We start from the raw sequence: 24,092 nt of genomic DNA, 5'->3' as shown, positions 1-24,092 counted from the left end.
GAAAGGGACCGGCCGGGCGGACTGCACCACCGGCGGTTCAGGACGGGCGGCGGCGCATGGAACGGAGCGAAGGACGGGCCTTGCGGGCGCCGTCGAGCTGCTGAGCGAGCTGGGCGACCGTCGGATTCTCGAAGATCGTCCGCACGGTGACCTCGGCGCCGAGCGCGGCCCGGACCCCGCTGATCAGCCTGGTCGCCAGCAGGGAGTGCCCGCCCAGCCGGAAGAAGCTGTCGTGGATGCCGACCTCCGGCAGCCCGAGCAGCTCGGCGTAGAGCGTGCAGAGCGTCTCCTCGCGCGGTGTCCGCGGGGCCTGGTGCCCGTCGGACGGCGCCGGCCGGCCCGGAGCGGGCAGTGCCTTGCGGTCGACCTTGCCGTTCGGCGTCAGCGGCCACTGCTCCACCACGACGACCGCGGAGGGCACCATGTGCCGGGGCAGGCTGCCGGAGATCTGCTCCAGCAGATCCTCGGCGGGGGCCGGACCGGACAGCTCCGGGAGCAGCTCGGTGTACGCCACGATGCGCTTGTCGCCGGGGCTGTCCTCGCGGACCAGCGCCACCGTCTGCTTGACCCGCGGATGGGCGTCGAGCACCGCCTCGATCTCGCCGAGTTCGATACGGAAGCCGCGCACCTTCACCTGGGCGTCCGTCCGGCCGACGTACTCCAGCTCACCGTCGGCGCGCCAGCGCACCAGGTCCCCGGTGCGGTACATCCGCTCCCCGGGCGCGCCGTACGGGTTCGCCACGAAGCGCTCGGCGGTCAGCGCGCCCCGGTTCCGGTAGCCGCGCGCGAGACCGTTCCCGGCGAGGTACAGCTCACCGGGGATACCGGCCGGCACCGGCCGCAGCCCCGCGTCCAGCACATACACCCGGGTGTTGGGGACCGGGACACCGATGGGCGGGACGCCCTCGCCGGTCAGCGGGCGGCTCATCGTGGCGGCGACGGTGGACTCCGTCGGACCGTACGAGTTGATCATGCGGTACCGGGTGGCCCAGCGGCCCGCCAGCTCAACGCTCACCGCGTCGGCGCCGGTCACCAGGGTGCGCAGGTCCGGCAGTTCACCGTCCGGGAGCGTCGCCAGGGTGGCCGGCGGGATCAGCGTGTGGGTGAGCCGCGCGTCCCGCAGGACCTTCGCCAGCGCCTCACCGGCCAGCGGCTGTCCGTCCGGGACCACCAGGGCGGCGCCGGTGGTGAGCGCCATGACCAGCTCGATCACCGAGGCGTCGAAGCTGGGCGAGGAGAGCTGGAGCACCCGGCTGTCGCCGTCGAGGAGGTAGTTCTCCCGCGCGGCGGCGGACAGGTCGGCCACTCCGGCGTGGGTGACCTCGACGCCCTTGGGGCGGCCGGTGGAGCCGGAGGTGTAGATGACGTAGGCGGGGTGCCGGGGCTCGGCGCGGGCGTCGAGGGGCGTGGTGGGCGCGTCGTTGAGGTCGGCGACGACGACGGGGTCGTCCAACAGGAGGCGGGGGCAGTCGGTTTCGGGGAGAGGGAGGTCGGTGAGGGTGATCAGGCAGGTGGGGCGGGCGTCGTCGAGCATGTAGGCGATCCGCTCGGCGGGGTACTCCGGGTCGACGGGCAGATAGGCGCCGCCCGCCGTGACCACGGCCAGCATGGCCACGATCAGGTCCGCCGACTTCGGCAGCGCCAGCGCCACCACCCGCTCCGGGCCCACCCCCTGCTGCACCAGCAGCCGGGCCAGCCGGTTCACCCGCTCCGCCACCTCCGCGTAGCGGTACGTACGGTCCCCGTGGACCAGCGCCGGGGCGTCCGGAGCCTGGGCCACCTGTGCCTCGAAGAGCGCGGGCAGGGTCGCCCCGGCCTCACCGCGGGGGGTGTCGTTCGAGCCGGAGAGCAGCCGGTCGCGCTCCTGCGGAGCGAGGATCTCGATCTGCCCGACCGTGCCGTCCGGATCGGCGACGGCCGCCCGCAGCACCCGCAGCAGCCGGTCCGCGACGTCCACCGCGGTCCGGTGGTCGAACAGGTCGGTCGCGTACTTCACTTCGAGACCGATCCCGTCCGGGACCAGGTCCGCGTCCTGCCGCTCCTCCCAGAAGAAGATCAGGTCGAACTTGGCGATCTCGTTGGTGACCTTGGGTGCGGTCGCCTCCGTGCCGGGGAAGTCCAGGGCGCCCTGCTGGTAGCTCTGGAGCGTCGTCACGACCTGGACGAGCGGTGAATGGGACAGCACCCGGTCCGGGTTGACGGCCTCGACGACCCGCTCGAAGGGCACGTCCTGGTGCGCGTAGGCCGCCAGGTCGGTCTTGCGCGCACGGGCCAGCAGCTCGCGGAACGTCGGGTCGCCGGACAGATCGGTGCGCAGCACCAGGGTGTTGATGAAGAACCCGACGAGGTCGTCCAGCGCCTGGTCCGTACGGCCCGCCACGGCGGTACCGACCGGGATGTCGGTGCCGGCCCCGAGCCGCGACAGCAGCGCGGCGATCGCCGCGTGCAGCACCATGAACAGCGTGGCGCCGGAGCTCTGGGCCAGCGCGACCAGCTGACGGTGCAGCTCGGGGTCGAGCTCCAGCCGCACACTGCCGCCGTGGTGACTGGCCACCGCGGGGCGGGGCCGGTCCAGCGGCAGCTGGATCAGCTCGGGGGCGCCGGCCAGCTCACGCTCCCAGAACGCCAGCTGCTGCGAGATCACACTGCCCGGGGCCTCCTCCGACCCCAGCAGCTCCCGCTGCCACAGCGCGTAGTCGGCGTACTGGACGGGCAGCGCACCGCGCGAGGGCCGCTCGCCCGCCAGACGCGCGCCGTACGCCTCCGACAGATCACGGGCCAGCGGCGCCATGGACCAGCCGTCGCTCGCGATGTGGTGCATCACCACCGCCAGCACATGCTCCCGCTCGTTCAGCGAGAACACCCGGACCTGGAGCGGGAGTTCACCGACCAGCCCGAAGGGGTGCAGGGCCGCCTGCGCGAGCGCCTCGGTCAGTTCCGCTTCGCCCGCCACCGGGACGAAGGTCACGTCCGGGGTGAGTTCACCGGCCGGCAGGACCTGCTGATACGGCTCACCGGCCTCCTCCGGGTAGACGGTGCGCAGCACCTCGTGCCGCTCCACCACGTCCGCGACCGCGGCCCGCAGCGCGTCGTGGTCCAGCGGGCCGGTCAGCCGGATCCAGGTGGGGATGTTGTAGGTGACGCTGGAGCCCTGGAGACGGTGGATGAACCACAGCCGCCGCTGGGCGAACGACAGCGGCACCCGCTCCGGGCGCTCCGCCGCCACCAGCGCGGGCCGGGCGCGCTCGGCCTCGTCGAGCCGGGCCGCGAGCCCCGCCACCGTGGGCGTCTCGAACACCGCCCGGATGGACAGTTCCACGCCCAGCGTGCCGCGCAGCCCGGCGATCAGCCGGGTCGCCAGCAGCGAATGGCCGCCCAGATCGAAGAAGCTGTCGTCCACGCCCACCCGCGGCAGGCCCAGGACCTCGGCGAACGCGCCGCTGAGGATCTCCTCGTGCGCGGTGCGCGGCCCCCGGCCCGGGGCACGCGCCGATCCGTAGTCGGGCACCGGCAGCGCCCTGCGGTCCAGCTTCCGGTTGACGGTCAGCGGCAGCTCGTCGAGCAGGACGAAGGCCACCGGCACCATGTAGTCGGGCAGCTGCCCGGCGGCGTACCGGCGCAGCTCCGCCGGGTCCGGGGAACACCCGGGGGCGGGCACCGCGTAGCCGACCAGGCGCTTGTCACCGGGCCGGTCCTCGCGCACGATCACCGCGGCCTGGGCGAGTTCGGGGTGGGCGCCGAGGACGCCCTCGATCTCACCGAGCTCGATCCTGAAGCCCCGGAGCTTGACCTGGTCGTCGACGCGGGCGATGAACTCCAGCTGCCCGTCCGCCCGCCACCTGCCGAGGTCACCCGACCGGTACATCCGGCTGCCGGGCGGACCGAAGGGGTTGGCGACGAAGCGGGTGGAGGTCAGGTCGGGACGCCGGTGATAGCCGCGCGTCACCAGGTCTCCGGCGATGTACAGCTCACCGGGGCTGCCCACCGGGACGGGCTGCAGCCGCGCGTCCAGCACGAACATCTGGGTGTTCCAGACGGGCCGGCCGATGGTGACCACACCCGCCGGAACGGTGTCCCCCGGCTCGATCCGGTACTCCGAGCAGCCAACGGTGGTCTCCGTCGGGCCGTACTCGTTGATGACGGTCGCCCCGGGGTGCCGGCCCCGCCACTCGTCCAGCACCTCACCCATCAGCGACTCCCCGCCGAGCACCAGCTGCTCGTCGGGCGAGAACGCGTCCGGAAGCTCGATCAGCAGCGGCAGATGGCTCGGGGTCGCCTTGACGAAGCTGGGGCTGCGCTGGCCCTCGGCCGCCGCGCTCGACGCGTCCAGCTCGATCAGCTGCACACAGCCGCCCGAGGTGAGCGGGGCGAACAGACCGGTCGCCGTGAGGTCGAAGGCGACGGGGGAGTGCACCAGCGCCGTCCCCGCGACGCCGGGGTACGCGGACCGGGTCCAGGACAGATAGCCGTCGAGCGAGCGGTGCTGGACCGTGACGCCCTTGGGACGGCCGGTCGAGCCCGAAGTGAAGATCACGAAGGCCGCGTTGTCCAGCGACAGCGCCCCGTTGCGATCCGCGTCGGTCAGGTCGGCGGCCGACTGCGCCGCCACCTCGGCGGCCGTACCGGGCTCGTCGAGCCGCAGCAGCGGGCACGGCGCCGGAACCTCCTCGATCACCCCGCGCCCGGTCAGCACCAGCACCGGCGCCACGTCCTCCAGCATGAAGCCGAGCCGTTCCGCCGGATAGGACGGGTCCAGCGGCAGGTAGGCGCCGCCGGCCTTCAGCACGGCCATCAGCGCGACCACCAGGTCCACCGACCGCGGTATCGCCACGGCGACATAACTCTCCGGCCCCACACCCCGGGCGGCCAGCACCCGGGCCAGCCGGTTGGCCCGCTCGTTCAGCTCGCGGTAGGTCAGCGCACTGCCCTCGTGCACGACGGCGGTGGCCTCCGGCAGCTGCGCGGCCCGGTCCTCGAACAGCTCCGGAACCGTCCGCCCGGACAGCTCGCGCGGCTCGCCCTGCCACTCGTGCAGCAGCCGGTCCCGCTCGGCGGGCGTCAGCAGCTCCAGCTCCCCGACCGGCAGATCGGGCCCGGCGACGGCCGCGCCGAGCAGCCTGACCAGCCGCGCGACCAGCGCCTCGGCCGTGCCCTCGTCGAAGAGGTCGGTGGCGTACTCCAGCAGCCCGTCCACCCCGGCCCACGCGCCGTCGGCGGCCTGCCGCTCCCAGGTGTGGAAGGACAGGTCGAACCGCGCGGTCCGCCGCGGCACCTCCTCGGGCACGGCGTCGAGGCCGGCCGTGGCCGGGCCGTGGTCCGGGATGTTCTGCGAGGTGAGCATCGTCTGGAACAGCGGGGTGTGCGAGAGCGTGCGCGCCGGGTTGACCGCCTCGACGACGCGCTCGAAGGGCACGTCCTGGTGGGCGTAGGCGGCCAGGTCGGTGTCCCGGACCCGGGCGAGCAGTTCGCGGAAGGTCGGATCGCCGGAGACATCGGTACGCAGCACCAGAGTGTTGACGAAGAAACCGACGAGCTCGTCGAGCGCGTCATCCGTGCGCCCGGCGACGGCGGTGCCCACAGGGATGTCGGTGCCGGCCCCGAGCCGCGACAGCAACGCGGCGACCGCGGCCTGGAAGACCATGAAAACGGTGACATCACACTGCCGGGCCAGCCGCGCCACCCCCTGGTGCAGCTCGGCGTCCAGCGCGAAGCGCACGCTCGCGCCGCGATGGCTGGCGACAGCGGGACGGGGCCGGTCGAGCGGCAGCTCCAGCAACTCCGGCAGACCCGTCAACTGACCACGCCAGTAGTCCAGTTGGCCCGATATCAGACTCTCCGGGTCGTCCTCGGAACCCAGGATCTCCCGCTGCCAGAGGGTGTAGTCGGCGTACTGGACGGCGAGCGGCCGCCAGGTGGGTGCCGCGCCCTGATGGCGAGCGGTGTACGCGGCACCGAGGTCCTTGAGCAGCGGGGCCGTGGACCAGCCGTCGCTGGCGATGTGGTGGGTGAGGAGCAGCAGCACATGCTCGTGCTCACCCAGACGGAACAGGGCGGCACGGAACGGGTTTTCGCGGGTGAGGTCGAAGGCGTGAGCGGCCTGCTCGGCGAGTTCGTGCGGGAGCTGCTCTTCGCTGGTGTCGAGGAGGGGGAGACCGGGGCGTGCCTGACCGGCGGGGAGGACGGTCTGGTGCGGCTCACCATCGTGTTCGGCGATACGGGTGCGGAGCGGCTCGTGCCGCTCGGCGAGGTCGGCCAGCGCGGCGGCCAGGGCGGGGTGGTCGAGCGGCCCGCCGATCCGGAAGGCGTGGGGGATGTTGTAGGTGGGGCTGGGGCCTTCGAGCTGGTAGGCGAACCAGAGGCGGCGCTGGGCGGGGGAGAGCGGAAGGTGCGCCGGGCGTGAGGTGGCGGGCGCGAGGGGGCTGCGGGTGGAGGGTGCACCGGCGAGCTGGGGCGCGAGTTCAGCGACGGTGGGGTGCTCGAAGAGTGCACGGAGCGGGATCTCGGCGTGCAGGGTGGTGCGGATACGGCTGATGAGGCGGGTGGCGAGCAGGGAGTGCCCGCCGAGGTGGAAGAAGCTGTCATCGATGGTGACGGCGGGCAGGCCCAGCACGTCGGCGAAGAGGCCGGTGAGGCTCTCCTCGGTGGCGTTACGCGGTGCCCGCCCGCCGCTCTCCGCCTGGGAGGCATAGTCAGGCGCGGGCAGTTGAGCGCGGTCCACCTTGCCGTTCGGCGTCAGCGGCCACCGCTCCAGCACGACCACGGCCGACGGGACCATGTACTCCGGCAGCGACTCCCCGACCAGCTCCCGCAGCACCGCCGGCTCGGGCGCTTCCGAGCCGCCCGTCCCCGTCACATAGGCAACGATCCGCTGGTCGCCCTCGCGGTCCTCCCGGACCAGCACCACGGTCCGGGAGACCAGCGGATGCCGCATCAGCACCGCCTCGATCTCCCCCAGCTCCACCCGGTGCCCGCGCACCTTCACCTGGTGGTCGGTCCGGCCGAGGAACTCCAGCTGACCGTCGTCCCGCCACCGTGCCAGGTCGCCCGTGCGGTACATCCGGCTGCCGGGCGCACCGTACGGATCGGCGACGAACCGTTCCGACGTCAGCCCCGCCCGCCCCAGATAACCGCGCGCAAGCCCCGGGCCGGCGATGTAGAGCTCACCCGCGACACCCTCCCCGACCGGCTGCAGAGCGGCGTCGAGGACATAGCCGCGCGCGTTGTCCATCAGCCGGCCCAGCGGCAGCACACCGTCGGGGGTCGGCTCACCGGGCTCCAGCCGGAACTCGGCCGCGTTGACGGTCACTTCGGTCGGCCCGTACACATTCAGCACGGTGGCCGCCGGGTGACGCCGCCGCCACTCGTCCAGAACGGAACCGATCAGCGCCTCACCGCCCAGCATCAGCTCCTCGGTCGGGGAGAAGCCCGCCGGGAGCACATCGAGCAGCGGCAGATGGCTGGGCGTGGCCTTGAGGAAGGTGCACTCCGGCGCTCCGCCGAACGCGTCCTCCTCCAGCGGGCCCGCCAGCACCCGGCCACCGCTGACCAGCGGCACCCACAGCGAGGTGACGGTCATGTCGAAGGACACCGACGAGTGCCACAGCGAGGTGCCGCGGGCGCTCGGGTACGTCTGCCGCGACCAGCCGAGATAGTCGGCGAGCGCACGGTGCTCGATCACGACCGCCTTCGGCACGCCCGTGGAGCCCGAGGTGTAGATGACGTAGGCAGGGTGCGCCGGACGCAGCGGCGATATCCGCTCCCCGTCACCGAGGTCCGTCTCCCCGGCCCGGGACAGCGCCTGCATCACGGCAGGATCGTCCAGCAGCACGGCCCGCCCGTCGAAGCCCTCCGCCGCCTCCGCCGCCTCCGCGGCCCCGGCAGTGGTGAGCAGGCAGGCCGGGCGGGCGTCGGACAGCATGAAGGCGACACGGTCCACCGGGTAGTCGGTGTCCATCGGCAGATAGGCGGCACCCGTCTTCGCCACCGCCAGCAGCGACACCACGAGTTCGAGGGAGCGCGGCACCAGGACCGCGACGATCCGCTCGGGGCCCACGCCCCGCTCCGTCAGCAGCCGGGCCAGCCGGTTGGCGCGGGCGTTCAACTCGCGGTAGGTGAGCTGCTCGTCACCACAGCCGAGCGCCGGCGCGTCAGGAGTCCGCCGCACCTGGTCCTCGAAGAGCTCGGGAAGCGTCAGCGCGGCGAAGGGCCGCTCATTTCCCTGCCACTGCGCCTGGGCCTTCGGACCACTCATCGGGGAACTCCTTGTGCATCAGCAGAAACGCGGCACATCAACCGACGGGAGGCTAAGAACCTCGGGTTTCAGTGCGCTATTGAAGCCATTTCGCTTGCTGAGCTGGGGTTTTTCCGCGTATGACAACGGCCCCCGCCGTGTGGCGAGGGCCGGTTACTCAGCGTCTGCTGCGAGTTCAGGCGGGGAACTCCCCACCCTTGACGGCAGCGACGAACGACGACCAGCCGTTCGCGGAGAAGGTGAGAGCCGGGCCGTTGGGGTCCTTGCTGTCGCGGACGGGGACGGCGCCGGGGATGTTGGCGGCGACCTCGATGCACTGGCCACCGTTACCGCTGTAGGAGGACTTGAACCAACGGGGGGATTCGGTCGTCACGGTGTGCCCTTTCGTAACTTGCTGATCATCGCCACGGCTGCCGCTTGCGACAGCGCCTCGGCCTGTAGTTGATGGTAGGCCGTGAGCATCGGCAGCACGGATCGCGTATCCCGTTCCAGATGCCCCCGTTGCGCGGACTCGGCATACGACATGATCGAGCGGTCCGGCATGGTGAGTACGGTTATGGGCAGGCTGAACGGTCGCCGCGCGCCCATGGAGAACGGCGCTACCTGTAATACAGTGTTGGGTCGTTCGGCGAACTTCAGCAAGCGTTCGAACTGAGCATCCATGATCGCGGGATCACCCAGCGGTCGGCGGATGCAACTCTCGTCAAGCACCGCAAGAATCAAGGGTGACGGGGTGCGGGCAAGTGTGGCTTGCCTTCGCGACACCAGCTCGACGCGTTCTTCGGCTTGTTCGGGTGTGATGGCTTCCCGCCGAACTGCGTCAGCTTCCAGGGTTGCCGCGTACTCCGGAGTCTGGAGCAGACCTGGAATGACGCCTACTTCGTACAGCCGGATCTCTACTGCTCGGCCCTCGTAGTCGACGTACTCCGGGAACCCCTCCAACAGGCTGCCGTGCTTGATCTCGCGGTACTCACGCTCGAACGAGTCCGGTGTGCCCTCAAAGCCGAAGACACGGTCCACGCTACGCGAGAACCGGAGAGTCGGAGGTTTCCGACCATTTTCGACGGCCGAAACATGCACGCTCGAATATTCCGCGCGTTCGGCCAGGTCCTCTTGAGTCCAGCCGCGCGCCTCTCGCAGGCTGCGTAAACGTGCTCCGTAGGCCGCTTCAGGGGAGGCGTCGGGGTTCAAGTCGTTGCGATTCAAAGGGCCTTCACTGTCCTTCCGTCCGCAAGTGACACGTTGAATGGTCCCTGACTCTAGGTCACGCTGAGGACTCCTGGTAGTGGAACCACTACGGAGAGGAGTAGCCGTGTCCGGCAGTCTGACCCCACCCGTACAGCTCGGCGAACCCCGGCCCGCCCCGAAGCCCGCGGCAGAGTGCGATGTCTGCCAGGCGCTGGTAAACGAGCGGCAGTTGGCAGAGGCACGGGGCGACAAGAGCAAGGTTGTTGACCTGAACATCGAACTCAGGAACCACCCCGAGCACGAGGGGCAGTGACTCCCGCCCCGGCGTCCAAAACCCTGGACAGGTGAGCGCCGGGACGGGTGACCAACCGCGGAGGAAAACCTCCGCGGCCTACGGGTCATGCCCTCGACCGTACGGCGGCATGGCCCCTTACGAAAGAGGAGGTCGGTAGATGAGTGCCCTAGCTGTCGAGACGTATGAGACGCGCACGCCCGACGCCGAAGGCTGGCGCGGAATCCCGTTCCGGCACCCCGCGGACATGGAGGCGGACGGCGGCAGGCACGACGGCGGGCCCATGCCCCCGGAGGCACCCCGCGAGCCGCAGCCGCAGGGCGGGGACGGCAAGTAGTGCCTGTGCGGACGGGCCGTCGCCGGTCGACCCCCGACGACGGCCCGTCCGCTCCCGATCAGGTCCCCCGCTCAGACCCGAGACCGGTACTTCCACACAGACAACGGCAGGAACACCGCGATCAGCCCCGCGATCCACAGCAGCGCGCCCTGGGCGTGGGCCGCGACCGGGCCGCCGATCATCAGGTTGCGGGACGCGTCGACGACCTGGGTCATCGGGTTGTTCTCCACGAAGATCCGCAGCCAGCTGGGCATGGTGTCCGGGGCGACGAACACCGAACTGCCGAACTGCAGCGGCAGCATGGCGATCGTGGACACGCTCTGCACCGTGTCGATGCTCCGGGCGGCCAGGCCGATGAAGGCGTTCACCCAGCAGAGTGCGATCCCGTACAGCAGGAGCAGACCGAAGGCCGCGAGGGTGGGCAGCAGGCCGTTGTCCGCGCGGAAGCCGATGAGCAGGGCGAAGGCGAAGACCGCCAGCTGGCTGATCAGCAGCCGTACCGAGTCCGCCGAGACCCGGCCGATGAGCACCGCGGAGCGGGCGACGGGCATCGACCGGTAGCGGTCCATCACCCCGGAGGAGAAGTCGGTGTTGAGGGCGATGCCGGCGGTGCGGGAGACGATGGTGTGGTTCAGCGCCATGATGCCCGGCATCAGATACTGCCGGTAGTCCGCGCTGTTCCCGGCGATGGCGCCGCCGAAGGCGTAGATGAAGATCACGGAGAGGACGACCGGCATCAGGGCGGTGTCCAGCACCTGGCCCGGACTGGCCAGCGACTTGCGCAGGTTGCGGCGCGAGAGCGCCAGTGAGTGACGTACCAGTGAACTCATGCCGCGCTCCTAGCGGCGACGGGTTCCCTGGCCGCGGGTCCGGTGAGCTTGAGGAAGACCTCGTCAAGGCTCGGGATGTGGGTGTGCAGTGAGGCGAGCGGGATATCTGCTTCGCCGAGGGCGCGGACGACGGCGGTGAGTTGGCTGCCGCCGCCGGTGAGTGGCAGCTGGAGTCGTCCCTCGTCCGTCATGACGGTGGCCTCGGTGTGGCCCGCGGTCACCAGGACCTGGTGGATCCGCGCCAGGTCGCCGGGCTCCTCCGGCTGGATCCGCAGCATCTGGCCGCCCAGGCGCGCCCGCAGCTCGGCGGTGGAGCCGGACGCGATGACCCGGCCGCTGTCGATCACCACCAGGGAGTCGGCGAGCGCCTCCGCCTCCTCCATGTACTGGGTGGTGAGCAGCACGGTGGTGCCCTGTTCGGCGAGCCGGTTCACCTCCGCCCAGAGGCTGTTGCGGCTGTGCGGATCGAGGCCCGTGGTCGGTTCGTCGAGGACCAGGACGCGGGGGTCGCCGGTGAGGCTGGCCGCCAGGTCGAGCCGGCGGCGCATCCCGCCCGAGTAGCCGCCGACGGGCCGCTTGCCGGCCTCGGTCAGACTGAAGCGTTCCAGCATCTCGTCGGCGCGGGCCCGGGCCTTGCGCCCGCGCAGGTTGAACAGCCGGGCGATGAGATAGAGGTTCTCCCAGCCAGAGATGTCCTCGTCCACCGAGGCGTACTGGCCGGTGAGTCCGATCAGCGGGCGCACCCGGGTGGCCTCGCGCACGACGTCGTGCCCGTGCACCAGGATGCGCCCGCTGTCGGGTCGGACGAGCGTGGAGACCATGCGCACCAGCGTGGTCTTGCCGGCGCCGTTGGGGCCCAGCAGCCCGAGCACCCGGCCGGCCGGAACCTCCAGGCTGACCCCCCGGATCGCCGCCGTACTGCCGAAGCTCTTCGCCAGATTCTCGATCCGGATGGCAGGGGTCATGGGCTCCAGGTCCTTTCGGGAATTGCGGTACGGAGGCTGTCAGTCAAGGACGTAACCGTCTCCGGACCGGGATCCGCGGGAGCGGCGCAGATCGGTGAGGACGAAGGTGCGCTGGAGCCAGCGGTCGCGGCCGTCGTAGCGCGGCTGGAAGGCGCTGCGCCCGTGGGTGGTGACCCGGTTGTCGACGATCGCCAGATCGCCGGGGGCCAGCACCGTGCTCTGGCCGGTCCGCTCGAAGGCGTCCCCGAGCTCGTCCATCGCCCGGCGGGCGCGGTCGGTGACCGGCTTGGTGGCCGCGAAGTCGATCCGCAGATCCGGGTCCTCGGGCGCCCCGAAGATCACCGGGTGCGGCTCGGTGCCGCCGTCGGACGCGCCGAAGGACGGTGGGGGAGCGGTGATGAACTCCGGTGCGGACAGTGCCGCCCGGGTCTCCTCGCTCAGCAGCGGCATCGCCCCGCGGATACCGGCGGTGCGCAGCGCGGCGACCTTCTCGTGGTCGGAGCGCAGGCACAGCAGCATGACGAAGTCGGGGCGGTGCGGATGGAAGGCGTTCTCGTTGTGGAAGGTCAGCAGGACCGAGCCCGCGTTCCCCTGGAACTCCTCCTTCCCCGGCACCGGCACCACGTCCTGGACCAGGGCGCCGGTCTTCTCCGGCCGGAAGGCGGCCGGGTCGCCGAGACCGCAGGCCACCATCGTCAGCACCGCGGCGGAGACCGAGCCCGCACGCTGCACGGAACCGGCACCGGACGGGGTGTCGGGCAGCGCGGCCTCGTCCACCGGAAGGCCGCGCAGCAGCAGCACTCCGCTGCGCCCGGAGTCGCGGCGGAACTCGTGCAGCGGCCGGCGCAGCCCGAGCGGCAGCTCCGACCAGCCGGTGCGCGCGGCATCGACCCAGTCGGCGCTGTCCACCAGGGCGGCACCGGCGGACATCACCCGGCGGGCGGTCTGCTCCGCCGCCACGGATTCGTCCGGGGTCAGCGACGCGATCCGCGCCGCGGCCCCGGTATCGAGTGTCACGGTCATCAGGAGGCCGCCTTCGGGGCGTCGGCGGAGCCCTCCATCGCACGCACCAGACTCAGCGGACGCATATCGGTCCACTGTGCGGCGATGTACTCCAGGGCCTCGGCGCGGCCGGTCTCGGGCAGGGCGGCCTTCCAGCCGTCCGGGACCTCGGCGAACGCCGGCCACAGGGAGTACTGGCCCTCGTCGTTGACCAGGGCCAGGTAGCGGCCCTCGGTGTCCTCGAACGGGTTGGTCATCGTATTGCCTCTCTCGTCTCATGGCTGGGGTGCGCGGGCCCGAGCGTGTCCTCGCCGTAGACGCCCTGCACCCAGTTGGTGTGGTAAACGGTGTCGAGATAGCGCTCGCCCATATCGGGCGAGATGGCGACCGAGGAGAGCCCCGCCGGTCTGCCGTGCTCCGTCAGCCACCGGTCGGCGCCGCTGACGACCGTCCCGGTGGAGCCGCCGAACAGGAAGCCGCGCCCGGCCAGCCGGTGGCACATGCGCACGGTGTCCGGTTCCGGTACGAGCAGCACCTCGTCGACGTAGTCCTCGTCCAGCAGCGGCGGACGGACCCCGGACCCCAGGCCCGGGATCATCCGGGGCGACGGCGGGTGGCCGAAGGCGACGGAGCCGACACTGTCGACGGCCACGATGCGGACCTCGGGCCGGTGCTCCTTGAACCAGCGGGCGCAGCCCATGAGGGTCCCGGTGGTCCCCGCCCCGACGAAGAGGACGTCCAGCTCCGGATAGCTCCGGTGGATGCCGGGGGCCGTGTACCGGTAATGCGCCCGCCAGTTGGCGGGGTTGACGTACTGGTTGAGCCAGACGTACCGCGCGTCCTCCTCGCACAGCTGGCGTACGTAGGCGATCCGCGCACCGAGGAAACCCCCGTCGGCCGCGGGCTCCGCGATCGTGTGGACGGTGGCGCCGAGGGCCTCCATCAGCCGCTTGGAGGCCAGGTTGCACCGGGAGTCGGTGACACAGACGAAGCGGTAGCCCTTGCTGGCCGCGATGACGCTCAGCGCGACGCCCAGATTGCCGGACGAGGACTCCACCAGGATCGAACCGGGGGACAGCTTCCCGGCCTCCTCCGCGGCCTCGACCATTTCCAGCGCGGCCTTCTGCTTCACCGATCCGGTGAAGTTGAAGCCCTCGCACTTGAGGTGGAGCGGGATACCGAGTACGGCGTCGAGATCGACGTACAGGTCTTCCTCGTTGAATTCCTGCGGAGCCGAAATAGTCGGCACGGGTGCCTCCCGCCCTAGCCGTAACGGCGCATCTCGTGGAAGAAATCGTCGACGACCTGCAACTCGCCCGATTCCTTCACGGATTCATAGACATGCCTGCCGAGTGCCAGATCCAGCACTCCCAGGCCGAACGGGGAGAAGATCACCGGCCGGTCGGCCGGCGGCCGCAGCTGCCCCGTCAGGACGTCGTGGAGCGTGCCGTCGAGGAAGTCCCGGTGGCCCACCCGCTGTTCCGCCAGGTGCACCGAGGTGTCCGCCTTCAGGCAGTGCTCCACGTCGTCGACGATGTTGGCCGCGCCGAGCACCACCTCGGGCGACAGATCGCGCAGCGAGACATGCAGCACCAGGGGGTTGTGCGCGAACCACCCGGGCTCGGTGACATGCGGGGTGCCGGCGACGGTGGCGAAGACCACCAGGTCGCAGGAGCGGATCAGCTCCTCGGCGGAGCCGTGCACGGTGACCGTGCCGGACTCGCCGGACTGGCGCAGGTAGTCGGCGAAGCCGCCCGCGTGCGCCGCCGACAGATCGTGCACCCCGATCTCGTCGAACTGCCAGCCGGTGCCCGCCAGATAGGTGTGGATGTAGCGGGCGATCAGGCCGACGCCGAAGAACCCGATCCGGGCCGGCCGGCCGCCGCGCGCGGCGCTGATCCGGTCGGCGGCGAGCGCCGCGGAGGCCGCGGTGCGCGCGGCGCTGATGATGGAGCTCTCCAGACACGCCAGCGGGTAGCCGGTGTCGTGGTCGTTGAGGATGAGCACCGCCGAGGCGCGCGGGATACCGGCCTCGACGTTCTCCGGGAAGCTGGAGATCCACTTCAGGCCGTCCGTGGGCAGCTCACCGCCGATCGAGGCGGGCAGCGCGATGATCCGGGAGGACGGGCGGTCGGGGAAGCGGAGGAAGTACGACGGCGGGTTCACCGTCTCGCCTCCGCCGTGCAGCCGGTAGGCCGTCTCGATCAGGTCGACGACGCCTTGGTGGTGCGCGTCGAGGACCCGGTGCACCTGGGCTCCGGAGATGACGGAGAACGAAGGCGCAGCGTGCTGCTGGGGCATGTGAAGCTCCGTGGAACCGTAGAAGAGAAGAGGGACCTGAGGCGTGTGGTGCGGGCCGGCCCTTCTAGTCGGCGGAGGGCCGGACATGCCCGTCGAGGCGCACCGGGTCGCCGAAGAGCGCCACGATCTCGCGGTCGCCCTCGTAGGCCTCGCGGCTGTGCGCCGTCCGCAGGTTGTCGACCACGAGCAGATCGCCCGCCTGCCACGGCTCCCGCACGGTCGCCGCCGTGTACACCTCGTTGATGGTCTCGACGACCTGCGCCGGGACGGGCTCGCCGTCGCCGCGGAAGGTGGTGAACGGCAGGGAGCCGGGCCCGTAGAGGGACACCAGGTACTCCCGCACCGCCGGGTCCATGGTCAGCTCGTTGAGGAAGGCGATCTGGTTGAACCAGAGCCGTTCACCGGTCGCGGGGTGGCGTACCACCGCCGCGCGGTGCTGGACGGTGCGCAGCCCGCCGTCCGGCAGCCACTCGTGGTCCAGGGCGTGCGCGCGGCAGTACGCGTCGACCTCCGCGGTGTCCTGGGTGCCGAACGACTCGGCCCAGCTCACGCCGATGTCACGGTAGGTGCGGGCCAGCCGCCAGCCGTCGCGGGCGAAGCGCTCCACGAGGTCGGCGGGCAGCTTCGCCAGCACCGTCCGGGCGTCGGCCACGGCGGTCGCGCCGCCGGTACGGGGTGCCGTCAGACAGCCGAACAGGGCGATGGCTGGCACCTCGTCGCCGTAACTGCGCTCGTGGTGCATGCACATCGGCTCGTCGGCCGGCCACTCCGAGGCGCCGTACACACCGTCGCCGAAGTCGGTCCGGCCGGTGAAGCCCTCCCGCTCGGTCATCGGCGTCACCCCGAGCGCCTGCGCGGCCCGGCCCAGATCGGCGGGCGCCGCCAGGCCCAGGCCCCGGACGAGCAGGGCGCCGTACCGGCCCAGCAGGGCGCGCACGGTCTCGCCGGGGAGGTCCGGACCGGTCACCCCGAGGACCGGGGTGCGGCCTTCGCCGAGGATCAACTCGGCGCCGTCACCGAGGGTTTCGGGGACGGCCGTACCGTCAAACGTGGCTGTCAACTGGCTGCCTTCCTGGATTCGGAGCCTCGGCGGCCCGGCGGTCGAGCAACGCCGCACATTCCGCGAGAACCGGGTGCTGCTGGAGTTCGACGGGCGTCACCACACGGTCGAGCGCGATCGCCAGCCGCAGCATGGAGAGCGAGGTCCCGCCGCTGTCGAAGAAATGGGAGGCACGGCCGATCCGGCCGGCCGGCACCTTCAGGACCTGGGACCACAGCTCCGCGAGCCGCCGCTCGGTGCCGGTGCGCAGCTCCACGCCGTCGCCCGCGGACTCCTCCTGCCCGGCGAGCCGGGTCAGCGCCTTGCGGTCGATCTTGCCGTTGGCGGTGAGCGGCAGCACGTCGAGCCGGCGGAACCGGCTGGGGATCATGTAGCTGGGCAGCGCCGCGCCGAGCGACTCCAGGAGCGTGGCGTCGGACAGCTCCTCGCCGCTGTGGAAGGCCACCAGCTGCCGGCTCTCGCCCTCGCCGGTGACGACGACGGCGCTGTCCCGCACCCCGTCCACCCGGAGCAGCTGGTTCTCCACCTCGCCGATCTCGATCCGGAAGCCCCGGATCTTGACCTGGGCGTCCCGGCGGCCGAGGAACTCCAGCCGCCCGTCCGGCAGCCACCGCCCGAAGTCGCCCGAGCGGTACATCCGTTCACCGGGCAGCAGCGGATCGGGCATGAACGCGGCCCGGGTGCGCTCCTCATCGTTGACGTATCCCCGTCCGACGCAGACGCCGGAGAACAGGATCTCGCCCGGGGAGCCGAGCGGCACCAGCCGCAGCCGCTCGTCGACCACATGGATCCGCACATTGGCGACCGGCTTGCCCAGCGGCACCGAGGCCTGTTCGGGCACCCGGCGCATCACCTCGTGGTTGGTGTCGTCCGAGGTTTCGGTCAGGCCGTACGCATTGACCAGCGCGACGTCGGGGAACGTGGCGAACCAGCGCTCCACCAGCTCCTTCTTGAGCGCTTCGCCGGTCGCCGACACATGGCGCAGCCGGGGCAGCGCGCGGGGGCTGCGCTCCAGCTCCGTCAGCACCACTTCGAGATAGGAGGGCACGGCCTGGAGGACCTCGACACCGCCGGTGTCGAGCGTCTCGATGAAGCGCGCGGTGTCCAGGATGTCCGGCTGCCCGATGATGAGGGTGCGTCCGCCGACGGCCGGTGCGGCCACCAGCTGCCACAGGGAGATGTCGAAGCACTGCGGCGCGGTCTGTGCGACCACCCGGCCCTCGGTGATCTCCAAATCGTCGATCTTGGCGAGGAGATGGTTGAGGAAGCCCGCGTGCTCGCACACGGCGCCCTTGGGCGCACCGGTCGAACCGGAGGTGAAGTAGATGTACGCGCTCTGGCCGGCGGCCACCGGGATGCCGGGGTCGGTGACCGGGTGGTCCTCGGCGAGCAGAGTGTCCAGATGGTCCGCGCGCACCCCGGGCAGCCCGGCCAGCGCCTCGGTCAGTCCCGGGGAGGCATCCCGCTCGGTCAGCACCCGGCGGCAGTCGGCGCGCACCAGCATGCCGCTGATCCGGTCGGCCGGGAAATGCGGCTCCACCGGCAGATAGACACCGCCGGCCTTGAACACGGCCAGTACGGCGACCAGCCAGGGGAGATTGCGTTCGGTGACCACCGCGACGACGTCCTCGTCGTGCAGCCCGCCGCGGCGCAGCGCGTGGGCGACGCGGTTGGCGCGCTCGTTGAGCTCCCGGTAGGTCCAGGACTCGGTGCCGTGGACGGCGGCGATGTCGTCCGGGCGCAACCGCACCTGGTCCTCGAAGAGTTCGTGCACCCGGCGGTCGGGCAGCTCGCGCCGCGGGCCCGCGAACTCGGCCAGCTGCTGTGCGACCTCCCGCTCCGGCACCGGGCTCCACTCCTGGTGGTCCGCCCCGGGCCGCTCGGCCAGCTCGCGCAGCGCGGCGAGCAGATAGCCCGCGAACCGGTCGGCCTGCTCGCCGTCCAGGGCGTCGGGGCGGTGGCTCAGCACCAGCTCCAGCCGGTCGCCGGTCCGGGAGAGGCCGGCGGCGAGCACGGTGCCGTCCGTCAGGTCCTCGGGGCCGGGTGCCCGGCCGGCGACCAGGACGGTGTCGAACAGCGGCTCCGTCCGGCCGGTCTCGGCGCGCAGCTCGTCCAGGGCCTGCGGCGCATGCCGCCCGACCTCGTCCGCCAGCTGTGCGACCTCGGTGACGAGTTCCGCCCACGAGCCCTGGGAAAGCGCGGCCCACAGGGGCAACGGGCTTTTCTCCGGGCTATCTTCGGGCAGATATCCGGTCACCACGGAGGAGTCGCCCGTCACCGCCGCCAGGACGCGGACATAAGCGGCCAGCAGCAGGGTGTCCGGAGAAAGACCCTGTCCTTCCGAAAGTCCCGGCCGTTCCGAAAGACCTCTGCGTTCCGAAAGGAGCAGCAGTGCCTCTGCGGTCCCGGCGGGAATCGCGGTGCGACGCACGGCAGGCAGGTCCGCCGGAATCCTCGACCACCGGGGCAAAGGGGTGAACCCGCCGCCGAGAACTCTTTGCCAGAATACGCGGTCCGCAGCCATCACACCGCAACCTCCTTTATGGCCCTGCCGGTTGTCATTACTCGGTGCTGTCCCATGAGCGAACAAGACAGTAGGGCGGCGGCTTATTGGCCAGATATCGTGCCGCCGGCCACGGGCGATACTCCGTATTGCGCGGGCCGGAGATATTCGGCGGACCGGGAGAACGCCGGCTTCAGGCGTCCGCCCGGAGTCCGGCTCGGACGTCCGTCCGGAGCCCGCCTCAGGCGTCCGCCCGGAGCGGAGCGCCCTGCGGGACGGCGACCGGGGAGTCATCGGTCTCCCCGGGCGGCGGCTCCGGCGGTTTCGTCCCCAGCAGCTTGAGCAGCGGCCCGGTCATCGCGGTGGTGCCGACCGCCATCAGGACCAGCACCGTCAGGCCCGTCGTGCTGATCAGATGGCGCTGCCAGCCGATCCCGGCGACCACCAGCTCGGTGACCCCGCGGCAGTTCATCAGCGCGCCGAAGCGCAAGGCTTCCTTCGGCCGGTACCCCATCGCCCGGGCGGCGCCGCCCGCACCGACGATCTTGGTCAGGGTCGCCACGACGACGACCCCGGCGAGAACCAGCCAGTGCCACGGGTCCCGACCCAGCGCCCCGACCGAGACATTGAGCCCCACACCGGCGAAGAACAGCGGCAGCAGCACCGTCAGGGTGAAGCCCTGCAGCTGCTGGTTCATCCGGTGGGTGACCGCGGAGTCCCGCGGGACCGCCGTACCGAACAGGAACGCCCCGATGACCGCGTGCAGCCCCAGCAGATGCGTCAGCACGGCATAGCTGATGGCGCCGACCAGCAGCAGGGGCAGCAGCGTCCCCTTGCCGGGCCGTTCCTCCGCGCGCCGCACCACGGTCGCCAGCAGCGGACGCACGACCAGCGCGGTGAACGCCACCAGGGCCACCACCAGCGCGATCGTGCTGCCCATGTCGGTGGCGTCACCGGACCCGGTCGCCGCGAGGATGACGGTCAGCGCGAGCCAGGCGATACCGTCGCCCACCGCCGCGCTGGCCAGCGCGAACTGGCCGACGGGGGAGCGGTCCAGACGCAGATCGGTGAGGATCCTGGCGAGCACCGGCAGCGCCGTCACCGACATGGCCAGCCCGAAGAAGCAGAGGTAGCCGAAGTCGTGCGGGGTCGAGCCGCGCAGCATGGCGGGGGCCGCCGCCGCGAGGGCGAGCCCGGCCACGAACGGCAGACCCATCGCGCCGAGCACGCTCACCCCGAGCGAACCGACGGCCTTCTTGGGGGTCTCCATGCGCAGCTCGCAGCCGAGCAGGAACATGAAGACGATCAGCCCGAGCTGGGCCACCGTGTTGAGGGCGGAGACGACATCGGCGGAGAGCAGCCAGGCCTGCCCGGACGGCCACACCCAGCCCAGCAGCGAGGGGCCGAGCAGCAGACCGCCGAGGATCTCACCGATCACCAGCGGCTGGCCGAGCCGGCCCAGCAGCGCTCCCAGCAGATGGCTGAGCAGAATGATCACCATGACGGCGAGCAGGAACCTGGCCGTCGTGTCGACCTCGGTCGACGAGCCCCCGGAGCCCAGCCGGCCCCACCACAGCCCTATGGCCCCGAGCAGCAGGACGACGCCTGCGATGACCTTCAGCATGACGTCAGGGGGGTGTCGAGGGCGAGCGGCGCGGCGGGGGCCTCGCCGCCCGGCCAGGAGGCGAAGCGCCGTGCCCCGTACAGCAGCGGGGTCCCGGGGTCCTGGGTGACACCGGTGACCGCGCCCACCACGAGGGTGTGGTCGCTCACCTCGACCAGCTTCGTCACCCGGCACTCGGCGACCGCGAAGGCGTCGTCGGCCAGCCACGGCAGCCCGGCCTCCGGCGAGCGCCGCCAGCCGACCTGGGAGAACCGGTCCGCGACCGGGTGCGCGAACACCTCACCGGCCCGCTGCCCCCGGTCGTGCAGGAGGTTCACCGCGAAGGCGCCGTACTCGCGCAGCGCGCCCAGGGTCTCTCCCCGGGTGGTCAGCCAGACGGAGAGGGTCGGCGGCGCGGTGGTCACGCTCGACAGCGAACTGCACGTCAGCCCGCGGGGCCGGTCGTCCGTCCCGTACGTGGTGATCACGGCGACGCCGGTGGGGAAGGCGCCCATCAGGGAGCGGAAGTCGTCGGCCGGCACCGGGCGGGTGGCCGTGTCCGGCGCGGACGGGGGTGGGGGAAGGCTAGCCATGGTGAGGTCGTCCTCCGGTTGGGGCGCCGGGCCGTTCCGGGGACCGGCCCCCGGACTCCCGGCCGAGCAGGCGGGTGAAGCGCCGACGCCCGTACCCGCCGGGGGGACAGGGGTAGGGGCGTCGGCAGCAGAAGTGAGCCCGGGGGCTCAGCTGTTGAGGGAGGCGATGTACTCGTAGCAGCTGGGCAGGGCGGCGACCAGCTCGTCCGCGTCCGCCTTGAGCCGCGCGAGCTCGGCGCGCGCGTTCGTCGGGTCGATGTGCGCGAGGGAGGGGCGCGGCCGCTTCGGCTCATGGCCCAGGCCCAGCATCATCGTGATCCACGAGTACTGCTCGAAGCCGTGGTACGGCTGGTAGATGGTGCGCTCGTCGAGCAGGTGCGAGGCGCCGATCGCGAGGCGCTCGGCGAGCCCGTCCGGAAGGGCGCGGGTCTTCGCCTCCTTCCAGTACGGGGTGTCCTCGCGCTGCGCCGCCTTGTAGTGCAGGACCAGGAACTCCTTGACCCCGTCCAGGACCTCGGCGACCCGGTTGTTGTAGTCGTCGACCAGCGCCGGGTCCCAGTTCTCGTCCGGGAAGTTCTTCACCAGCTGCTCGATGCCGTGCTGGATGAAGAAGATGCCGGTGGACTCCAGCGGCTCGACGAAGGCGCTCGACAGGCCGATCGCCACACAGTTGTTGACCCACGAGCGGCGGTTGCGCCCGATGCGCATCCGGATGTGGTTGGCCTCCAGGTCGTCCTGGCCGGGGGCGACGTGCTCCCGCAGGGTGCGCTCCGCCTCCTCCGGGGTGCAGAACTCGTCGGAGTACACATAGCCGTTGCCGTTCCGCCCGAACAGCGGGATGTTCCAGATCCAGCCGGCGTCCATCGCGGTCGCGGTGGTGTACGGGTTCATCCCGGTGGTGGCCTGGTCGGCCTGCGGTACGCGCAGCGCGACGGCGCGGTTGTTCGGCAGCACGTCCTGGAAGGACTCGAACGGCTCGTCCAGGGTCTCGTTGATCAGCATGCCCTTGAAGCCGGTGCAGTCGATGAACAGGTCACCGGTGAGGTCACCGTGCTCGCGGGTGGCGACATGGCTGATCCAGCCACGCTCGTCGCGGCCCACCTGCGTCACGTCGTCGACGACATGGCGGACACCGCGGTCGGTGCCGTACTTGGTCAGGAACTTCGCCAGCAGCGCCGCGTCGAAGTGGTACGCGTACGGGAACTGGGCCCGCTGCTCCTCCAGCGTCGAGCGGCCCAGCGAGCCGTCGAGACCGCCCGCGAACAGGGACCCGTCGAGCAGCCGCGGCGAGCGCTTGGCCTCGCACAGCGCCGGCGTGATGAAGCAGGAACGGTCGAACGGCTGGCTGCGGTCGCCCTCCTGCAGCCACCAGTCGGCGAGGGTGTAGCCGTCGGACGTCCGCAGCCGCTCGAAGGGGTGGTAGAAGTGGTGCCCGGGCTCCCGCCAGTTCTCGAACCGGATTCCCAGCTTGTACGAGCCGGAGCACTCCGGCATCCATTCGCGCTCGTCCAGGCCGAGATAGTCGAAGAAATGCCGGACCGTGCTGAAGGTCGCTTCGCCGACACCGATGGTCGCGACGCGGTCGGATTCAACCAGAGTGACGTTGATGCGGTCACCGTACGCCGCCTTCAGGTACGAGGCGCTCATCCATCCCGCAGTGCCGCCGCCGACAATGACCACTGAATTAATCACGCTGTGACTCCTGTTGTTCGTGAACGGGCCTCAGAAGGGCGGGTGGGCTGATTCACGCACAGAAGTTAGACAGGTGGGCTTTTACTTCGTTATCGGGAAAGGAGCGATCTATATTAGCGGCGTCGCGCCGTCATCGGCAGATTCTTCGCGCCGTACATTCCGCGGGCGTGATAGGCGACGTCGCGGCCGTGGTCGACGCGCAGTTCACGGAAGGTGTCCAGCAGGGCGTTGAGCGCCACTTCCGCCTCCAGCCGCGCCAGCGGCGCGCCCACACAGAAGTGCCCGCCGCGCCCGAAGGCGACATGCCGGTTGGGCGTGCGCCGGATGTCGAAGCGGTGCGCGTCCGGGAACTGGTCCTCGTCGTGATTCGCCGAAATCACCCACGGGGTCACCATGCGGTCGGCCGGGATGAGATGGCCGCCCACCTCGACATCGGTCACGGTGACCCGGCTGACCGTGGTGAACGGTGAACGGAACCGCAGGACTTCCTCGATGGCGGACGGGATCAGGGAGCGGTCGGCGCGGAGTTCGGCATAAGCGTCCGGGTTGCTGTCGAGGCACTGCATGGCGTTGCCGATCAGCAGCGTCGTCGTCAGGTGACCGGTCAGGAAGAGGATTCCGGTGAATTTCACGACTTCGTCGTCGGTGAGCCGTTCGCCGTCGATCTCGGCCGTGGCCAGCCGGCTGATCAGGTCGTCCTTCGGGTCCGTCCGGCGCTTGCGGCAATGGCCCAGCAGATACTCGTCCATCTCACGGGTCGCGGCCTGGAACGTGGCGACGAAGTCCTCCGGCGCGATCGGCTGGTCGCCGAGCGCGATGAACCGGTCCGCCCACACCCGGAACAGGTCACGGTCCGAGGCGGGCACCCCCAGCAGCTCGCTGATGACGATCACCGGCAGCGGATACGTCAGCACGTCCACCAGGTCGAAGTGCTCCGCGTCGACCGCGGCCAGCAGCTCGTTCGTCACGGACGCGATACGGGGTTCCAGCCCGGCCACCGTCTTCGGGGTGAAGGCCTGATTGACCAGCCGGCGCAGCTTGCCGTGGTCCGGCGGGTCCATCGAGTTGATGTGCCCCTCGGTCAGCGGCTTCAGATGGGGCATGACACGGCTGGAGTCGTTGGAGAACGTCTTCGGGTCGGAGATGACCTGCTGCACGTCCTCGTAACGGAAGACGTGATACGGCCCGTCCCCCTCCTGCCACACGGGGTGCTCGGACCGCATCCTGCCGAGCCACTCGAACAACTCGTTGCTGCCGTCGGCATCCGGGACGGCGATCTCGTCGCGCACAGTCATCAGGACTCCTTCGTGGATACCCCGGCTTCAGCCGGGGGAGGAAACGAAGCTCCCGCGTGAGCGGGGCAGGGAATGGGCAATCGCCTCCAGGGCGATTGGCCGTACAGCCATCACGGGCATGAGGCAGCCCACAGTGATCAAGAGCTCTCAACTGTCAGTCCTCCCAGGTAGGTTCAGATC

At 70.9% G+C, this 24,092-nt stretch carries 17 protein-coding genes; 2 read left to right on the top strand and 15 right to left on the bottom strand.

The features are described 5' to 3' along the window. Positions 1-37: 37 nt before the first annotated feature. The 3 genes from STRNI_RS19275 to STRNI_RS19265 all read right to left on the bottom strand — a co-directional run bounded on the left by STRNI_RS19275 (position 38) and on the right by STRNI_RS19265 (position 9,457). Positions 38-8,251 (bottom strand): non-ribosomal peptide synthetase, encoded by an 8,214-nt coding sequence (locus STRNI_RS19275; protein WP_277411664.1) that lies wholly within the window; start codon positions 8,249-8,251, stop codon positions 38-40. 175 nt (positions 8,252-8,426) lie between these two features. Then, entirely contained in the window at positions 8,427-8,624 is a 198-nt protein-coding gene (locus STRNI_RS19270; RefSeq protein WP_159487002.1) for a DUF397 domain-containing protein, read from the bottom strand. Next, positions 8,621-9,457 carry a helix-turn-helix domain-containing protein gene (locus tag STRNI_RS19265; protein WP_266440486.1) on the bottom strand — a complete coding sequence of 279 codons (837 nt, stop codon included), beginning with the start codon at positions 9,455-9,457 and terminating at the stop codon, positions 8,621-8,623. The genes STRNI_RS19270 and STRNI_RS19265 overlap by 4 nt, the downstream gene beginning before the upstream one ends. Positions 9,458-9,563: 106 nt before the next feature. Here STRNI_RS19265 and STRNI_RS19260 point away from each other — a divergent pair, with 106 nt between their 5' ends. Further along, positions 9,564-9,752, top strand: a complete 189-nt coding sequence (locus STRNI_RS19260) for a hypothetical protein (protein ID WP_229838067.1) — start codon at positions 9,564-9,566, stop codon at positions 9,750-9,752. 139 nt (positions 9,753-9,891) lie between these two features. Beyond that, positions 9,892-10,068: a hypothetical protein gene (locus tag STRNI_RS19255; RefSeq protein ID WP_018090034.1), complete on the top strand. Its 177-nt coding sequence runs from the start codon at positions 9,892-9,894 to the stop codon at positions 10,066-10,068. Positions 10,069-10,139: 71 nt separating this feature from the next. On the opposite strand, the gene STRNI_RS19250 is transcribed toward STRNI_RS19255, so the two are convergent. The 12 genes from STRNI_RS19250 to STRNI_RS19195 form a co-directional block, all read right to left on the bottom strand. Then, positions 10,140-10,898, bottom strand: a complete 759-nt coding sequence (locus tag STRNI_RS19250; RefSeq protein ID WP_109891611.1) for an ABC transporter permease — start codon at positions 10,896-10,898, stop codon at positions 10,140-10,142. Then, complete coding sequence (locus tag STRNI_RS19245; RefSeq protein WP_266440482.1) at positions 10,895-11,863, bottom strand: ATP-binding cassette domain-containing protein; 969 nt, start codon at positions 11,861-11,863, stop codon at positions 10,895-10,897. The genes STRNI_RS19250 and STRNI_RS19245 overlap by 4 nt, the downstream gene beginning before the upstream one ends. A gap of 39 nt (positions 11,864-11,902) precedes the next feature. Continuing rightward, positions 11,903-12,886: a clavaminate synthase family protein gene (locus STRNI_RS19240; protein ID WP_277411663.1), complete on the bottom strand. Its 984-nt coding sequence runs from the start codon at positions 12,884-12,886 to the stop codon at positions 11,903-11,905. Then, positions 12,886-13,122 carry an MbtH family protein gene (locus STRNI_RS19235; RefSeq protein WP_018090038.1) on the bottom strand — a complete coding sequence of 79 codons (237 nt, stop codon included), beginning with the start codon at positions 13,120-13,122 and terminating at the stop codon, positions 12,886-12,888. The genes STRNI_RS19240 and STRNI_RS19235 overlap by 1 nt, the downstream gene beginning before the upstream one ends. Then, the gene (gene sbnA / locus STRNI_RS19230; protein WP_277411662.1) at positions 13,119-14,114 is read right to left on the bottom strand and encodes a 2,3-diaminopropionate biosynthesis protein SbnA; all 996 of its coding nucleotides are present in this window, start codon (positions 14,112-14,114) and stop codon (positions 13,119-13,121) included. The genes STRNI_RS19235 and sbnA overlap by 4 nt, the downstream gene beginning before the upstream one ends. A gap of 14 nt (positions 14,115-14,128) precedes the next feature. Continuing rightward, positions 14,129-15,166, bottom strand: coding sequence for a 2,3-diaminopropionate biosynthesis protein SbnB (gene sbnB / locus STRNI_RS19225; protein WP_159486990.1), 1,038 nt, complete (start codon positions 15,164-15,166; stop codon positions 14,129-14,131). A gap of 64 nt (positions 15,167-15,230) precedes the next feature. Then, on the bottom strand, positions 15,231-16,226 hold the full coding sequence (locus tag STRNI_RS19220) for a TauD/TfdA family dioxygenase (protein ID WP_277411661.1): 996 nt from the start codon (positions 16,224-16,226) through the stop codon (positions 15,231-15,233). Further along, complete coding sequence (locus STRNI_RS19215) at positions 16,210-18,657, bottom strand: non-ribosomal peptide synthetase (RefSeq protein WP_277411660.1); 2,448 nt, start codon at positions 18,655-18,657, stop codon at positions 16,210-16,212. The genes STRNI_RS19220 and STRNI_RS19215 overlap by 17 nt, the downstream gene beginning before the upstream one ends. 313 nt (positions 18,658-18,970) lie before the next feature. Continuing rightward, the gene (locus tag STRNI_RS19210; RefSeq protein ID WP_018090043.1) at positions 18,971-20,353 is read right to left on the bottom strand and encodes a cation:proton antiporter; all 1,383 of its coding nucleotides are present in this window, start codon (positions 20,351-20,353) and stop codon (positions 18,971-18,973) included. Further along, on the bottom strand, positions 20,347-20,925 hold the full coding sequence (locus STRNI_RS19205; RefSeq protein WP_109891626.1) for a flavin reductase family protein: 579 nt from the start codon (positions 20,923-20,925) through the stop codon (positions 20,347-20,349). Before STRNI_RS19205 ends, STRNI_RS19210 begins: the two co-directional genes overlap by 7 nt. A 147-nt stretch (positions 20,926-21,072) precedes the next feature. Beyond that, positions 21,073-22,617, bottom strand: coding sequence for a tryptophan halogenase family protein (locus STRNI_RS19200; protein ID WP_266440455.1), 1,545 nt, complete (start codon positions 22,615-22,617; stop codon positions 21,073-21,075). 113 nt (positions 22,618-22,730) lie between these two features. Continuing rightward, positions 22,731-23,912, bottom strand: a complete 1,182-nt coding sequence (locus STRNI_RS19195) for a cytochrome P450 (protein ID WP_266440451.1) — start codon at positions 23,910-23,912, stop codon at positions 22,731-22,733. Positions 23,913-24,092 lie beyond the last annotated feature (180 nt).

This window comes from Streptomyces nigrescens, from assembly GCF_027626975.1.
Lineage (GTDB): Bacteria > Actinomycetota > Actinomycetes > Streptomycetales > Streptomycetaceae > Streptomyces > Streptomyces nigrescens.
The sequence above is the reverse complement of the archived record's forward strand: the minus strand, read 5'-3'. Positions and strand labels throughout refer to the sequence as shown.